17 protein-coding genes are annotated in these 14,674 nt (G+C 51.8%); 7 read left to right on the top strand and 10 right to left on the bottom strand.

The features are described 5' to 3' along the window. Positions 1 to 169 precede the first annotated feature (169 nt). Positions 170 to 1,102, bottom strand: coding sequence for an SdiA-regulated domain-containing protein (locus ACR0IM_RS20075; protein WP_480683005.1), 933 nt, complete (start codon positions 1,100 to 1,102; stop codon positions 170 to 172). A 181-nt stretch (positions 1,103 to 1,283) separates the two neighbouring features. Here ACR0IM_RS20075 and ACR0IM_RS20070 point away from each other — a divergent pair, with 181 nt between their 5' ends. Next, complete coding sequence (locus ACR0IM_RS20070; protein WP_170520100.1) at positions 1,284 to 2,042, top strand: DUF4956 domain-containing protein; 759 nt, start codon at positions 1,284 to 1,286, stop codon at positions 2,040 to 2,042. Here the strand turns inward: ACR0IM_RS20070 and ACR0IM_RS20065 are convergent, their stop codons facing one another. The 8 genes from ACR0IM_RS20065 to ACR0IM_RS20030 form a co-directional block, all read right to left on the bottom strand. Further along, positions 2,043 to 2,984 carry a metallophosphoesterase family protein gene (locus tag ACR0IM_RS20065; RefSeq protein ID WP_480683004.1) on the bottom strand — a complete coding sequence of 314 codons (942 nt, stop codon included), beginning with the start codon at positions 2,982 to 2,984 and terminating at the stop codon, positions 2,043 to 2,045. After that, on the bottom strand, positions 2,974 to 4,407 hold the full coding sequence (locus ACR0IM_RS20060; protein WP_480683003.1) for a hypothetical protein: 1,434 nt from the start codon (positions 4,405 to 4,407) through the stop codon (positions 2,974 to 2,976). Before ACR0IM_RS20060 ends, ACR0IM_RS20065 begins: the two co-directional genes overlap by 11 nt. 19 nt (positions 4,408 to 4,426) lie before the next feature. Beyond that, entirely contained in the window at positions 4,427 to 5,071 is a 645-nt protein-coding gene (locus ACR0IM_RS20055) for a hypothetical protein (RefSeq protein WP_480683002.1), read from the bottom strand. Positions 5,072 to 5,191: 120 nt separating this feature from the next. Then, positions 5,192 to 5,365: a hypothetical protein gene (locus ACR0IM_RS20050; protein WP_170334800.1), complete on the bottom strand. Its 174-nt coding sequence runs from the start codon at positions 5,363 to 5,365 to the stop codon at positions 5,192 to 5,194. Positions 5,366 to 5,407: 42 nt separating this feature from the next. After that, positions 5,408 to 5,713 carry a hypothetical protein gene (locus ACR0IM_RS20045; RefSeq protein ID WP_170334802.1) on the bottom strand — a complete coding sequence of 102 codons (306 nt, stop codon included), beginning with the start codon at positions 5,711 to 5,713 and terminating at the stop codon, positions 5,408 to 5,410. Positions 5,714 to 5,765: 52 nt separating this feature from the next. After that, positions 5,766 to 6,380, bottom strand: coding sequence for a hypothetical protein (locus ACR0IM_RS20040; protein WP_170575347.1), 615 nt, complete (start codon positions 6,378 to 6,380; stop codon positions 5,766 to 5,768). Between the two features lie 55 nt (positions 6,381 to 6,435). Beyond that, positions 6,436 to 6,855 carry a hypothetical protein gene (locus tag ACR0IM_RS20035; RefSeq protein WP_170334806.1) on the bottom strand — a complete coding sequence of 140 codons (420 nt, stop codon included), beginning with the start codon at positions 6,853 to 6,855 and terminating at the stop codon, positions 6,436 to 6,438. Between the two features lie 243 nt (positions 6,856 to 7,098). Continuing rightward, positions 7,099 to 7,398, bottom strand: a complete 300-nt coding sequence (locus ACR0IM_RS20030; RefSeq protein WP_113790467.1) for a hypothetical protein — start codon at positions 7,396 to 7,398, stop codon at positions 7,099 to 7,101. A 560-nt stretch (positions 7,399 to 7,958) separates the two neighbouring features. Between ACR0IM_RS20030 and ACR0IM_RS20025 the strand changes: the two genes are divergently transcribed. The 3 genes from ACR0IM_RS20025 (at position 7,959) to ACR0IM_RS20015 (ending at position 10,619) form a co-directional block, all read left to right on the top strand. Further along, the gene (locus ACR0IM_RS20025; RefSeq protein WP_170575351.1) at positions 7,959 to 8,474 is read left to right on the top strand and encodes a DUF805 domain-containing protein; all 516 of its coding nucleotides are present in this window, start codon (positions 7,959 to 7,961) and stop codon (positions 8,472 to 8,474) included. A gap of 74 nt (positions 8,475 to 8,548) precedes the next feature. Continuing rightward, positions 8,549 to 9,319 carry a hypothetical protein gene (locus tag ACR0IM_RS20020; RefSeq protein WP_170575353.1) on the top strand — a complete coding sequence of 257 codons (771 nt, stop codon included), beginning with the start codon at positions 8,549 to 8,551 and terminating at the stop codon, positions 9,317 to 9,319. Positions 9,320 to 9,848: 529 nt separating this feature from the next. After that, on the top strand, positions 9,849 to 10,619 hold the full coding sequence (locus ACR0IM_RS20015) for a lysophospholipid acyltransferase family protein (protein ID WP_480683001.1): 771 nt from the start codon (positions 9,849 to 9,851) through the stop codon (positions 10,617 to 10,619). A gap of 322 nt (positions 10,620 to 10,941) precedes the next feature. Here the strand turns inward: ACR0IM_RS20015 and ACR0IM_RS20010 are convergent, their stop codons facing one another. Continuing rightward, positions 10,942 to 11,316, bottom strand: a complete 375-nt coding sequence (locus ACR0IM_RS20010) for a hypothetical protein (protein WP_480683000.1) — start codon at positions 11,314 to 11,316, stop codon at positions 10,942 to 10,944. Between the two features lie 482 nt (positions 11,317 to 11,798). On the opposite strand from ACR0IM_RS20010, the gene ACR0IM_RS20005 reads away from it, so the two are divergent. From ACR0IM_RS20005 to ACR0IM_RS19995, 3 genes are all read left to right on the top strand, one after another. Next, a complete protein-coding gene (locus ACR0IM_RS20005) occupies positions 11,799 to 12,533 on the top strand; it encodes a TetR/AcrR family transcriptional regulator (protein WP_480431840.1) in 735 nt (244 codons plus the stop codon). A 122-nt stretch (positions 12,534 to 12,655) separates the two neighbouring features. Beyond that, the gene (locus ACR0IM_RS20000) at positions 12,656 to 13,762 is read left to right on the top strand and encodes an alkene reductase (RefSeq protein WP_480682999.1); all 1,107 of its coding nucleotides are present in this window, start codon (positions 12,656 to 12,658) and stop codon (positions 13,760 to 13,762) included. A gap of 362 nt (positions 13,763 to 14,124) precedes the next feature. Next, positions 14,125 to 14,325, top strand: a complete 201-nt coding sequence (locus tag ACR0IM_RS19995; RefSeq protein WP_480682998.1) for a hypothetical protein — start codon at positions 14,125 to 14,127, stop codon at positions 14,323 to 14,325. The last annotated feature ends 349 nt before the right edge of the window (positions 14,326 to 14,674 follow it).

Raw genomic sequence — 14,674 nt, 5'->3', positions numbered from 1 at the left:
TCATCTCCACTCCTTGGCGGTTACGATGAGCCAGAAACCCTCTCTTATCAAATCGACCTAAACTGTCCCATTGGCGCTGACGTCAGACAATATGCCGCACATACGACGGCGCTCAATTACACAACCCGGCTTTTCAACAAGTTAGAGTAGAGAACTAGTAGAACAGTCCTCACAATTCCGGTTGCTCAAAAACATAAAGCCGCGATTTCTTGGCATCGTCTGTCAGGATATAGAGAAGCCCTCTGGTTTCATCGAGGGCGATCCCTTCGGGATGTTTAACTTCTTTTTGTTTTCCATCTTCTGTGAACGTCAAACTGATAGACTTTACGGACTTGGACTCTGGATTGTAGACGAAGATCTGACGGCTTTTGTCACTCACAATCCAAAGAGAACGCGAGGACCGGGACCATGTCAGGCCACTCAAATCCAGTTCATCATCATCTACACGCTCGGAGATAAAACCTGCATCGCGGGCTAAAGGAATGATCTCAATAATTTCGTCTAGCTCTGGCGATAACACCATTAACAACCTTGGTTGTCCCTCAATGCCAACGAAGACCCGCCCGGATTCCGGGTCAACGGCGATGCCTTCGGGTCCCTTGTTCAATGGGTTGCCGACGAGTAATGCAGCGGCGGTCGGGTAACCTTTAAGAGATGCGAGAGGTATTGTCGTCAGTTGAATGGGGTCAGTTGGGTGAACGACTAGGATTGATCGGTCAGTTTCTTGAAGCACCAAAACAGACCCATCTTTTCGAGGTGCAACACCCTCCAAATCTGATCCTGCCAATGCTGGTAACTTGAAAGAGTTTCCTAATACCCCGTCGACTCCGAGTAGGTGCAGTTTAGGTTCGGCATCACTTACAGACCACAAGAAGCCTTCAGCGTTAGACATTGCCAAACCGGAAGGCTCTGAAAATCCCTCTGATTTGTCTGCCACCTTGAAATTATCGACCAGAACCAAACCAGCACTTTCAGCGTAGGCAAAATCGGTCCAAGGCAAGAAGGCTGCCGCAACCAAGCTGGCCGTAAAAGCGAGTCGTCTAAGTTTGCAGAAACACCGTGAAATTTCAGCTTTTGACGAAAACACTCTGTTTTCTGTCATTGGATTCTCTCGCGCTTGGACCACATCCCTGTATCAGCGTTCGTATCACAGTCCGGATACGATGTCCGAAGAATGCACTGTAATCTCTTTACCTGATCCCGCCTGTTGCGATTGAATTGAATAGGGCACGATGTGCTTTTGTTAAGCTTAAGCCTTTGGCTTGAGCAGGAAGGAAGACAAGTTGAATACGACCCTCACACTTGTGACCGTGTTGTTGATGCTGCTGTTGCCAGGTGCTGCGGTGTCACAAGTCGACCCTGCGACGATGCTGGCCGGGGCTTCGGGGTCAGAAATCGTTATCGAACGCCGGTGGACGCAGTTTCGTGGCAAACAGGAACTGTATTTCTTTACTCTCGATGTGATCGTCACGATCATTCTGGCTGGCTTGATCGTCTATCATCCGGTGAGACGTAAAGCCCGTAGAAGCGTCCGCGACATAGTTATGCCAAGGCTTTTCTTCCTGTATGCGCTTATCGGCATGGCGGTTGGTTTTCTGGTGGTTCAGCACGGGTCAATGATCGGTTTTGTCATATTTGGAATCGGAGCGTTGCTCAGGTTCCGCTCCAATCTCGATGATCCGGTGGACACTGTCGAAATGATAATCGTGACTGTTCTTGGTCTTGCGGTCGGTTTGGGCTTGCCGCTGATGGCCACACTGGTGGCGGTTGTATGTTGGTGTTTCATTTGGCTCGGTGGACGAAACAAGGGTGTGGAAATTTCGCTCAAAGCTTCAGACGAAGAACACTCATTGAACGTCAGCGGTGCCATTGAAGCTATGGCCGCAGACGCTGGCTGGAAGCTGGTCAGAAAACACCACGTCCCCGGAAAGTCTCGCGTCTCATTGCTTTTCATCACCTCGGGAGGGCTTTCAGAAGCCCGGATAGAAGAGATGATAAACGATCTGGTCCCTGATAAAGTTGAGCTGAAACTCAACCTCTAGTCATTTCACAAGGTCTAAGCGTTTCAACACCGCATTCGGGGATCTGATCTCTTTCGGGAGCGACTTGAAGTTTATCGACCTTTCGAAGTCAGGGCCTCGATATACTGCTATCCCAAACTCTCCGTTCGGCTGGAACGTAACATGAGTGAAGCTGTGAGGTGATCTGGCGCTATCGCCAATAAGCCGCCGCGGACCACCTCCCAAACAAGCTTGAGAGACATAAGCCACACCGTCTTTCCAACCGGGGTAGAAGGCATGATGGTGGCCTGACAGATGCAAAACAACACCGCTTTCCAGATAGATTTTTTCAAGTGTAGGGTCACCGATGATTTCGCGTTCGCGCTGGATCGCGAACGGCCAAAGTGGGAGGTGACTGAAAGTGACAATCGGGTCCCCGTCTGCACCCAATTCCTGTAGCCGGTCCTGCTGGTCACCGGATAGCGGACCAAGGGTCGTTGCATCCAGAGACGCAAACACAATGCCCTGCATCTCAAACGCGTAGAAGAACGGGTAGTCATCTGAAACTAGGAAATCAACGTCTGGTTTTCTCGGAGCCCATTCCTCTGCGTATATTTTTCTTTCACGCTCGAACCCACGGTAAGCAGAGGCATCATGGTTTCCTGGCGTGACCGCAAATGGAATGCCGGCAGCCTCTAAAGGATCTGATACGGCCTCGTGAAACGCCTTCCACATCTCCCTGACCTGTTTGTCGGACAAGTTGGGAATGCGCTGTCCCGCGACCATATCTCCGGTCGAAATAACCAGATCTGGATCAATCTCGACTATCCGCTTAATCGCCTTGTCGACGCGCGCATCGTATTTTACCGAGCCATAGCTTCCGTTCAGATCCGATATTACGATGACATCCAAAGCCACGGCTTTGCAGGCGAGCAGCGCGGTCCAAATGAATGCCGCAAAGAGCGTAGAAAGCTTACGGGTCACTACAGTTCACCGCCTTTACTTCTGTGTCGCCTCTCAAAAAGAGTGCGACAGGATCCAAGTCGAACATCAAATCACCATTAGAACAATTGTCCTGGAGGATGGATGTTGCCAGCGCGGTGTTTTTTACAACTTGTGCAATCTGCCTATCTGACAACCCAAGGCTCTGCGACAACCATTCATAAACCGGGCCTTGCGATTGAAGGTCATTATTCAATGCAACCAAGCGCCGATACGTACTTGGAGAGAAGTGCCGCATTTTCTCTAGCATTTGAGTAGATTTTGCGAAATTGGCATACTCTACCCGCCCACCAGCATCGTTGTCGTTTAGATTGCTGCGACGGATCAATAATGCGTCGGCGGGAACATCTCCATCGTTTGGCTCATGGTGCTTGGCCTTCCTATGCTTCAGGCCTCCGTCTTCGACCCAATACCAATAAGGTGTGAAGTCTATGTTTCCTACGCGGTCCTGCTGGCTAAAGATGAAGTCGAGTAGAACAATCTCGGTGAGTTCTTGCATCCAAAATGCCATCTGTTGGTCACTGACATCGGGGCCGAGATCCTTGTTGATTATCCGGTCTTTTCGTCCTTCTCTGACGCCCTCTGCGATTGCCTCTGACAATGGTTTTGAAGAACGCAAAGCCAAGAAAGCGGGCGTTTCCTGAAAATCGCGGTTCTGACCTTTCCCCCAACCGGATTTACGGGTGCCGTTGATTTCCGAGCCGTATCGATGGCCAGGGCTATCAAGCAGCACACCGTATATTTGCGTGCGATCCGATGTGAATAGATCATCTGTCGGTTGGTATGAGTTCGGGTCGGTATCCGCAGCTGCGAAGACCCGCCAGCCTTCGTGGTTCATGCGCCCGCCATGAGAACCACCGGAAATCGCAAGGCCAGGCTCGGCGACCTCGGAGAAATGCGCCTGGGCGTCCATGCTACGCCAAACGGCTACTGGAACTTTGACAGTCGCGTCGAAATATCTGGAGAAATGATAGTAAAGCAGTGAAGACGTGGAAAACGTGCCACTGGTGCCTTTTTGGTTCATGGTGGACTTGAATTTAGCCACCCTGTCCTTGGCCAGATCTTTTGCCGCCTTTCCCTCCTTGCAAGCGTTTCTCTCGAATTCAGAACGGTTCCCCACGTAAAGTCCTTCCGAAATATCGTAGACGGCCATTCCTGGGCTGGTGCTCCAGGTTTTCGGGCAAATAGCAATTTCGGAGGCATAGAAATCGATCTCGCAATAGGCAGTTTCTTCTTCAAGATCGCTGTTCCTGTACTCGCCCGTTGGAACTTTTTCGATCCGAATACAGCGTTCCGTAACACCATTGGGACTATCAAATGTCGTGGCTTCACCTAGAACATCGTCGTTCGCCCACAAGACAGTGGGTGCAATGAGAGCAAGTGACCCCAGAAGATTGAACTTCATTTGGATAGTCCTCCCGGTATCATTTAGGGCAAATCGCTGCCTGTTGTTCGGTGGAGATTTTCAACTTGGGGTCGACACTAAAGTTGGAGAATTTTGAGTCGATCCACTGGTCGCACCCGCCTGAACATGGGGCCCCGTTTCGGGCATCATTCCAATATTCCTTGGCCCTTTCTTCTGTCCAACCGCAAAACTGAACGAGCGCCATCGCCGACAATGCACCTGAGGAATGAACCCCCCACATACAGTGCACCAGAACAGGGCCCTTTCCAGGGTTTTCAATCACCTCGTGTATGGACGCCATGACAGCACCGGGTCGGGAGGATCTGGCGCTTTGATAGTCAAAGGATCCGTTTCCACAACTGGTGCGACCGTATTCAGTGTTTTTGCCAAAGTCGGCATAAAACCCGGTTGAAAACCCTTCACCGCACAGAGTTTCGCGTTGACCCTCACTTAGGCCCGTTCGATCCTTGTCGCCGCCCTTGAAACCGGATCGATACAGGACACCGCTTAAGACCGGGCGAAAAAAAGCGACACCATCAACACCGCCGTTGCTACCCTTTGAAAGCAATTGACTGTCGCTTGGGCCACCGTTTCGACTGGTCACGTCAGAATTGGCAGCGGTTGCGAGAACACCAATGAATATGAGGGACATCAAAAACCGCATGCCAGCTCCTTCCTATTCTTGAGCACTTGATGGTTACACTCTTCCGACCTGATAATCTCTCGGAAGGGCTAGTTCACGATAACCATTTCAAGTGGGCGATTAGCTTTCCGCTGTGAAACTTTAGATGGGCCACACCAGATTGATGATAACAACGACTACGAAGTAGGCTAGAACAACTTTCCAGTTCCATTGGTGCTTGTTTTCTTCATTGATCACCCCCGCCGATTTCAATGCCATGTTTGTGATAACTAGAGCGGCGATGATGACCGCCGCATGTGCCAGGTCGAAATGCAAGTGTGAGCTCCTTCTTTCAGATTTGGGATTGATGGAATTTTGTCAGCAGTCACTTGATGGCAGCATTGCTACATCTGAGTACCTTCCCTCGGATGTCGTGATCCGAGCACATGCACCAGTATCCTTGTTAAACCAGTACGAGGTCAGACCTTCGCTTCGGATGAGTTCAAACCCGAGACTTTGAATGCCCATTTCAGCTTGGCCCGCTCTTGCCCCTTCAAATGAAGAAAGATCGCTAGAGCTGCCCACAGTAGGTGCACTTGCATCCACCGAACCGCTGCTCTCATCGCATGCTGCAAGCGCAGAAATGCACATCGTGCCTATCACCAATAGTACTTTGGATTTCATCTGTTTTTCCTAGCATTTTGGGGGTTACGTTTCGGGGTTTCTAGTCGATCACCTATTCAATTCCGAAAATTACGTTGTAGCTGACGGAAGAGTTGCTGCGATTGATAACCTCCACAACATGATCACCAGATTGCCAAAGCTGTCCTCGATACTCCTTGTCCGCCGACATCAATCCCAACAGTTCAGAACCATCGGGGTTACGAATAACGTAGTCCAAGGAGCCATTTCGCGGAGCAACGCGGACGTAGAGGAACTGTTCGTTTTTGGCACCCAGAACATATTGCTGAGAGGCGCCGGGCGCGAGTTCACCAACGAGTTCTGCGCCGGTGGAGCCAGCATCGAATTTGACACGTTGGCTACCGGTAGAACCGGCGGCGCCTGCCATTGCTCCACCGCCATCATCCATCGCTTCGACAACCGACATCTCGCCGATGCTTCCATCCTTGTACGCGATGCAACGCCAAAGTGTTCCACCTGCGTCTCGCAGCATGACGAGCGTACCAGCTTCCGAGAACTGAGAGCTTTCAATTGTACCTGATTGACCGTCTGGTCCACCAACCTGCCGCAAATGGTCGATACACGCGTCGTCGGCTTCTGACATTGCAAAAGCAGCTGTGCCCGCGATTGCGAACATGGGTGCGAGGAGCTTGAGTAAAACGAGTTTCATCAGATGGTTCCCTGTTGGCTTGTCCTTACTGTTTTGTTCCGTGCAAAGCGGAACCTCACTTCGCGTCTCTTAACTTTGACAGAAATTCATCGCATGCCTGTGCGCTGCCGACGATCTCGCCCGTCGTTTCCATTCCTTGCAGTGACGCCATTTCGGAATTTACGCGGTTGAGGATCTGATCCGCTTGCTCGGCGGTGATCAGGTTCTCGGCTTGTGCTCCTTTCAATGTGGTGCAGACACCGGCGGACAAGCCTGTCGCAACGCCGACACCCACCGCGGCCCCGCCACCCAAGGTCATAGCCCCAACCACGCCGAGGACGAGCCCGATCACAATTCCCAAGATCACTTTTCCCATGCTTTCCTCCCTTTTGGTGAGACAGAAGTCCGCCTTCATTTCTGGTGTAAACTGCGAGCCCACCTGCAAATGAAAACCAGCGCCAAAATGTTGAGCACCGGTGCAATCGCCGCGAACCATGGCTTGGCGGACTCCGAAACTAAGTCCGCTACAAGTATCCAAGGTAGTCCCAACGGCAGTAGGAACGCTCCGGACAAAGGGTCTCGTTCCTGTCCCAACCAGCCAAATGTGCCCGTCAAGAATGCAACCAACGCCAACAGGTACAGGACCGAGAATACGATGATGGTGGTTCTACAAACCAAGTCGAGCCTCAGAAGACCAAGCCTGTGCTGCGCAGCCGATTTCAGCTACGCAGCAGACAGGTCACAATGCGCCTTCGTCGCCCAGGAACTCGATTCCAGCCGTTGCGCCATCACTGTAAGCAATGCAATTCCAAGGAGCACGATCCTCGCCTACGCCGACTGTGACCTGTGTTCCCGCCTCGCTAAACGCGGATGAGAGCACCACGACTTGCGAATTGTTCGTCGTGTTGGCTACATCTCGCAAACACGCCTGCTGAGCCGGCGTGAGTTCGGCGGACGCACTTGATGTACTCGTATCGTCGCAGGCCGCAAGCAGTGCGAAACATGTCGCGCCCGCAATCATCACCATCTTGTTGGTCATCTTCTTCTCCCTCTGGTTCCCTTGAAATTAGTGAAATTGGATGCGCTTGTTTGAAGCTCTCGCGTCTGTGCAGCCAATTGAACATACCTTGATCCTGTGACTACCTTTCCCAAAACTTGCCGCGGTGGGCTTGGTCGGCGGGACGATATTTCGTTGACTATCGGGGCCGACGTTAACGTGTGAAGGCCGAATGAAGTCACTAGCAAATGCTAGAGCAAACTCTGGAAAGAGGGCGAGTACGTTAAGTCTGAGCATCGCGTCCTCCCAGCGCTCAATCATTGTAAAGTGCCTTCCGACCGCCGGTACTCACTCCAGCAGTCGAAAGGGCTCGGCACAGCGAGCAGCAACGACAACAACGGAGGTAAAATAAAGTTGTGTCGAATTCGCATGTTTGAATCTAATTTGAAATAAATCAATATTTTTTCCGCGCGTAAATTTCTCTACGCTCTCGTACGATAGGCCTCTGCGTTCAAACAAAAAAGTAAGTGGGAGCTACGAGTGTGTTCCCCTGAGCGGCGAAGCGATTTGAGGCCGCACAAAAACAATGAAGGGATTGAAAGATGGGATTTGGTGAAGCCGTTAAGACGTGTTTCTCGAAATACTTCCAGTTCTCCGGTCGGGCTATACGCTCAGAATACTGGTGGTTCTTCTTGTTTGTGGTTGTCGTGAGTGCTGCCTTAGCTGTGCTGGATACGATTATATTCGGGACCAACCCCGAAACAGGCCAGGGATCTCGGGTCCTGTCCTCTGTTTTCCAGCTGGCTGTTCTCATACCTATGCTGGCCGCCGGTTGGCGAAGGCTGCATGATACAGGACGACCTGGCTGGTATTTGCTGCTGCCGATGGCGCTCAGCATTACAACGCTATTTGTTATGCTGGGTGGGGTAGCGTTCTTTTCGGTATTGGAGCAGGGGACCGAAAACCCCGATGCATTACGGGGACCCGCGGCAGTACTGGGCGTGACCGGTATTGTTGTTGTCTCAATTCTTCAATTGGTTCTGTCTATCCTGATGATCTGGTGGCTGACACGACCTTCCCAAGAAGGCGCAAACGAATACGGCGAACCTGTGTCCTGATCTGGTTGCCGGTGCAATTGGCTGGAACTTCTGCTGAACGACAGTGCGAACCGTAACTCAATGGAGAGAAAAAAATGAGCTGCAAAACCATTTCCATTGGAATGCTCCTGATGGCAGTGGCGACCACAGCATCAGCGGAGTGGTCGTTCAGCTCCGGGCCCACCCCCAATGCGTTTATTCAGACAGGAAACATGACGCTGGAACTTCAGTGTGACCGTATTCGCTTTGCTCCGGCTGGATTCGAGGACAGCCAGGACATTGCGGACAAGCAGGGGCTTTCCATTCGTTTCTTGAAGAACGGCACCACCGAAGTTGGAGCATTTCAGGTTGGCGCAGAAAACGCTGCCGTGCAGATCGTCGACAACTATCCCGTCGAGGTCAGTTTCAATAGTCAGCCGGACTATGGTTTTGTTCTGGATCAGCTTGCGGCCAATGCATCGGTTAATCTGTCGATGATTGATCAAGATGTCAGCTATGGGATCTTTGACTTGAAAGGTTCCAGCGCAGCAATTCGGTCCCTTCGTTCTGCGTGCGATTCAGGTGCTAGCCAAGAGACCTCCTACGAAGCGCCCGAAGGTATCGTCTATTGTGGTGGCGGAGCGATAGAGCGCGTGATCGAACCCGTAATTTTGGACAAACCGGACGGAGAGTGGGACGCGCGAGTAACGGTCAATGGCGAGCCGATCAGAGCCATGACGGCCTACAGTTACTTCGGAAACTCTGAGCCGCCCGCCGGATTTGTCGTCGCCCTACTTGGGGAGGACAGGTCCGAGTTTCTGATTTTTAGCGAAGGCTCGGCAAACTGGCTGGAATACGGGGACTACAGGTATGATCAGTGCAATTGATATCTCCTTCCAACCAGCTGCCAAAGTAGTGCGTCAGATGAAATGTTTGGCTTCCGGTATGGTGCTGGTTTCGGGTCTAGGAAGCGTGTGGCATTTCAATTCTCGGGTGGTGATGTCGCCCATGCTCATGCGCATCTGATACCGCTTCTCGACAAGTACGATGTCACCTCGCGACGCTACATCGAGCAAGAAGTAATCACCTTCAAACCAATCCCGAATCCGGGGAACAACGAGCTCCGAACCTTTGCCAAACTAATTGCGGATGCTCTCGACCGATGATGTAACTTTGGGCTCTTACCGATATTCTATGCCAAGGCCGGTCAGTTGTTACTCAAGTCAGACTGAAGCACCAAGATACATTCCGCTACGTCGTCTTTTCTCATTGATCTGGTACTGACTTCGACAGATAGAGAGGTGTGCGGTGGCTGTCTTCCTTCGCAAGTGGCGCATGTCAAAGCGCTGCCGGAGGACCTCCGGTGGCCTTTATTCATGGCTTACGCACCAGCCACAGGCCCTATCAGAGGACGTCATGCCCTTTTCACCTAACGGTCAAGACCGCGCTACTCGCGCCATTGACCCATTGCCAATACGCCTTATCAAGCGCGCTATACTGGTTCTTATCGGCCTGTTTTATTTCCTCTTCGTGGCCTTTGCCCCTCTTCTTTGCGTTTGGCGCAGAGGGTTTCGGGGTTGGTATTGGCGCCTGGTGAAACGGTCATGTTCCCGCCTGCTGTGGCTCCTCAGCATCCGCGTCGAGATGCGTCCTGAGGAAAAGAATGTCCTCGCCGCCGACACCAACAGCATCATCGTGGTTAACCACCGTAGCCATCTCGATGGCTTCAGTCTCATGCATGTGGTGCCCGACACCAAATGGTTCACTTTCGCGGCGAAATCAGAGTTCTGGAACAGCAAACTCCTGCGTACTGGTTTTGATGGAGCGGGTCTCGTCCCTATCAACCGGGATTCCGGTTCAACGGCCATGGATACGCTGACAAAGGCTGTCAGGGAAATGCCTGCCCGTTGTTCCATTGTGCTATTCCCAGAAGGCACCCGGGCCAAAACAGAATCGCTAGGGGACTTTAAGGCGGGTGCTGTATTAGTCGCCCGAGAAACCGGCCGCACGATCACCCCTATTGTCATCCACGACAGCGATAGTCTACTTCCACGCGGCAAACATTTACCGCGCAGCGGGACGATCCGTGTGGAGGCTTCGCCAACATTTACGTGCGATCCTACCGCTAGTGTGGATGAGGATCTGGCGCGATTGCGCAGGCAGATGATGGCTGTATTTGAGCGGTGAAGTCTGTTTGACAGAAATATGCAGAAACCGAGTTTGTTGAGTTTCCGCTACGCGTAGCGGCAGATAACAGATTTGCAGAGCAGTTGTACTTGTCGGTGGGATTTTCTCCAACGGGTATCGATATTCAAAGACCTAGTTAGTACCCGTATTTCAGTACGCTCTTGGCCATTCGTATTTTGGATGGGCTGCTTGGTATTGTCTCTGAATTCTCAGAAGAGAATGGACATTTAAGTGCCCTGATCTCGCTATTCTTGCCGGAGGCAGAAAAAGCAGGGGAGACATGAATTTGCCAGATGCTGTACGACGTATGACTGACCAAAAGCTAACACAAAGCTGCCATCAGACCACCAGCATCGCCTGCGATACCGACTATGCAATCATCTCCGGTCTGAATGCGATTTGCCGGGCTTTCCCCTCCGAGTTCCAGTTTGGGTGAGGTTAACCAGAACGCGCATTGCCACGGGGTCATTTCACGTGGCAGGGCTTTCAACACTTTTTCCATCAAAGGAAGCGGGGTTCCATCCTGAGCAAACTGGAAAGATGGATAGGCGTTGGCTCCTTTGTAAGGCAAAGAAAGTACCTTCCCGGTTCGTGTCCAGATGTCGGCTATCCGCGTGATCTGCCAGGAGCCCTTCTGCCATCGTGCGTGCACGCCTACATCGTCCAGCAACGGATACTCACGCGCAAAATCATCCATCCGGATGTCATTGACCGCGCAACAATGCCCCTCGAATTTGTGCAAATACATCTACTTACTCACTGAACTCACTAACAACTCATGAAACGATACTGCCAAAAAACCATTCTAACCAAAGTTAAGAAGTTCACATTGGGCAAATTAAACTTCAGCTAACCTCGCTTTTTTACCTAGCGCTCTGAAATTATTGTTGGTTTGCTTACGATGACCCGCCGTTCTGATGCTCGTAAAACCAGTTCTGAATTCCTGGCTTTGTTACTCATTGGAGTGGTAATCCTCACAAGATGAGGGCATTGGCCATGAATCTACCGAACCAATCTCTGGTTTGTGAGTGATCAACATCAGCGCGTTGGACAAAGCCGCCAGTCACTCTGTCCAGTGTTGGAAACTAGTACCGAGCGCGGGCTCTCTTTTCTACGATCACGATCCTCCTCGTTTGACACTCTCGCAAAAAGACAAACAGTCCTGATCCTAAGATTAGCGTGACACCAAGCGGGATGGGGAGGTTTTGTATTTCTACCGACCTAAATTCCTTTCTCTGGACACAATACGGACTGACCATTCCAAAAATTCCCTACCGCCACCTTGAATTTCTGGACCAATCATTCCAAATCATCCGCATGAGCAAAGAAACTCTCCCAAATGGCGACATCAAGCCATCCGTAGGTCCAGGTAGACCTCGTGCCTTTGACGAAGCTGAGGCATTGGAAAAAGCCTTGTGCGTATTTTGGCACAAGGGCTACGAGACCGCGTCCCTGGACGATCTGACCAAGGCCATGGGTTTGAGTCGGTCTAGCTTCTATGGTGCGTTCGGCAACAAGCAGGCTTTGTTTCACAAAGCCCTTAGCCACTATTCAAGGCGTGGTTTGAAAGAGCTGCGTGACGTTGCTGATGCAGGCGGAGATGACCCTGTTGGTGCGATAATGGAAGCTTTGGCGAACCCGCAAGGCGGCCGTGATGGCTGCATGCTTATCAACTGCCTGACGGAACTTGCTCCTCATGATGATGAAGTGGCGGCTCTCGGGCGGCAGCATTTGGAGAATATTGACGAGATTATTGCGAGAGCGCTTGAGCCTTCTGATCCGGGACAGGCCCTCAACAAGGCACGCGCCTTTGCGTCCCTTGCAATCGGAACACTAGCCTTGCGCAAGGCGGGCGTTCCCGCTGAGCAGATATCGCAAACCCTGAAACAAGCCCGGTTGGTGATTTCGCCATAAGGCCTCCCGCCACCATAAGGAAATGAAACCTAAAACAAACTCAATCATGAGACAGTGACCCTATTATTGGACTGATTGGTCCAATAATATCTGAACGAAGTTTACCAAAGAAGGAAGCAGCAATGGCTGATGAAAAACTGTTCTCCGGCATCAAAGCTGGTGCAATCGAGCTGAAAAACCGCGTTGTCATGGCGCCATTGACCCGCAACCGGGCAAGAGCCGAGGATGACAGTGTCCATGAATTGCAGGCCAAGTACTACGCCCAGCGGGCGGGTGCAGGTCTGATCATCACGGAGGCTTCGCAAATCTCGCCCCAAGGCAAGGGCTATGCCTGGACGCCCGGCATTTATTCCGAAGCGCAGATCGACGGCTGGAAAAAAGTGACTGAGGCCGTCCATGCCAAGGACGGGAAGATTGTAATCCAGCTTTGGCATGTGGGCCGGATTTCGCATTACAGCTTGCAGCAGGATGGTGGCGCCCCTGTTGCACCATCCGCAATTGGAGCTAAGGCCAAGACGTTTGATGGTGAGCAGTTTGTTGAAACATCTGAACCGCGGGCTCTGGCCATCGAAGAAATTGCTGGCATCGTTGCGGACTACCGGAGGGCCGCGGAAAACGCCAAAGAGGCCGGTTTCGACGGTGTCGAGGTCCACGCAGCCAACGGATACCTTATCGATCAATTCCTGCGGGACGAATCCAACAGGCGTGAAGACGAATACGGCGGTCCTGTCGAGAATAGAGCACGGTTCCTGAAAGAGGTTATGGACGTGGTTGTCGATGTCTGGGGCGCCGACCGCGTTGGTGTGCGCCTCAGCCCATTCTCGGACGCCAACAACATCTCCGACAGTGACCCGCAGGCGACATTCACCCATGCGGTCAAATTGCTGAATGGCTATGGGCTGGCCTATCTCCATCTTGTGGAGGGACAGACTGGCGGCCCGCGCGATATTCCGGAAGGTGGCGATCTGAAGGCGCTCTATGAATTGTTTGACGGTGCGAAAATGGGCAACAACGCTTATGACCGGGAAATGGCGGTTGAAGCGGTTGAAACCGGAGCCGTCGATCTGGTGGCCTTTGGCCGGCCGTTTATTTCCAACCCTGATCTTGTCAACCGGTTGGAGAAAGGCGCCGCTCTGAATGAGCTCGATCCAACTACCCTCTACGGCGGCAATGAAAAAGGGTACACCGATTACCCGGCACTAGCAGAGGAAGCGGTTGCCGCAGAATAATACATCGCTCTAGCCTCCGTAGTGACAGGCAATACAAAATAGAGTGAGCGCGCCGATTTGGACGCGCTCACCTCGCGGTTACGGCAATATCCTTTCTTGAAGCCGGGATCTAACACAAGCCTACGAATGAACTGCTTCCCTATGATCAGGGTTGAATATTTCCAATCAGAATGCACTTTTGATTGAGAGGCGCCCGGTTTTAGTTGAAGAAGATGTGCGGTGACTACCATCAATTGAACGCGTTTCTCGAACAGCGCATTGTTATGGGCAAATCGTGCAAACTTATGCGCAAATGGCGCGCAATATTTTGGGCGAATGTCTTCAATTTTTGTGAGTAAAATCAATGGCGGGGATGCAGCGTGATGAGCGTCCCTACAGATGTCGAGATGTGGGGCTTCATCTTCAAGAACTCGGACCTTGTTGTCAGAGATATTCGCAAGCCTGGACATGATTCCAGCTCGGGCTTCCGCGATTGGAGTACGGTTTACAAAAACAACAATTATGGAGCGTTTGCGATTTCGTGGACCAACCACCCGCTGCACCCGAACAACGGCCAGTCGTGAAATCTAGATCAGTGGCAGCCTTGAGCCCATAATACAAAATGCTTCTCGGCGCACTAAGGTCTGTGATGCGCAGAAAGCAGACTTTGCAAAGTCCGGTTGACCACATTGTCCACCAAAGGCGACAGTTCTGCTTCGCGACTGGGCTATACATAGCCCTCAAAGCGTATTGTTTGCGGGACTTCAGTTGCACCGTTTTCCTGAGCGAGTAGGGCGCGTGCTGACGAAAAGGTAGCAAGCGCAAAAAGAACAAGAAGGGCCTTTATCATCGTAGCGCCTCGGATCCGGGTTTTGAACTTGGGCCGGGGTTCACAAATGATCGCCCCGGCCAGCGTCAGGGCAAACGAGGTAG

This window comes from Ruegeria sp. BF6 (genome assembly GCF_056538665.1).
This window is presented reverse-complemented; position numbering and strand designations above follow the sequence as displayed.